Origin of the sequence: Halomonas borealis, from assembly GCF_004798905.1 — a bacterium.
Taxonomy (GTDB): domain Bacteria; phylum Pseudomonadota; class Gammaproteobacteria; order Pseudomonadales; family Halomonadaceae; genus Halomonas; species Halomonas borealis.
Genome location: NZ_SDMO01000033.1, coordinates 1 through 430 on the forward strand (window position 1 = coordinate 1; position 430 = coordinate 430).

Here is a 430-nt window from a genome sequence, read left to right on the forward strand (position 1 = left end):
AGGCGGTCATCTCGCTGGTATCGAAGGGTAGCGAGATCACCCCACGATACAACGCCATGCGCCGTTGGGCGACGGGGCTGTGCGCCAACCCGACGATCGGCAGCCCCGAACGGATCCGCGAGGCGATCAGCGGCGTGTAGCCGGTGGCGGTCATGCAGGCGATGGCGGCCACCCCCGACAGGTGGTTGGCGGCATACATGGCCGACAGGGCGATGGTCTCGTCGACCTGCGAGAAGCCCTCGTGGATGCGGTGCCCGGATTCCTGGGCGATGCGTTCGCGCTCGGCGCCCAGGCACACCCGTGCCATGGCTTCCACGGTCTCCACCGGGAAGTCGCCGGCGGCGGTCTCGGCAGACAGCATCACCGCGTCGGTGGCGTCGAGCACCGCGTTGGCCACGTCGAACACCTCGGCGCGGGTCGGCAGCGGCGC

1 protein-coding gene is annotated in these 430 nt (G+C 70.0%); it reads right to left on the reverse strand.

From position 1 onward, the window contains the following. Nucleotides 1-430: pyruvate kinase (locus ETC07_RS14985; protein ID WP_240724687.1), on the reverse strand; the 430-nt coding region annotated here is incomplete at both ends.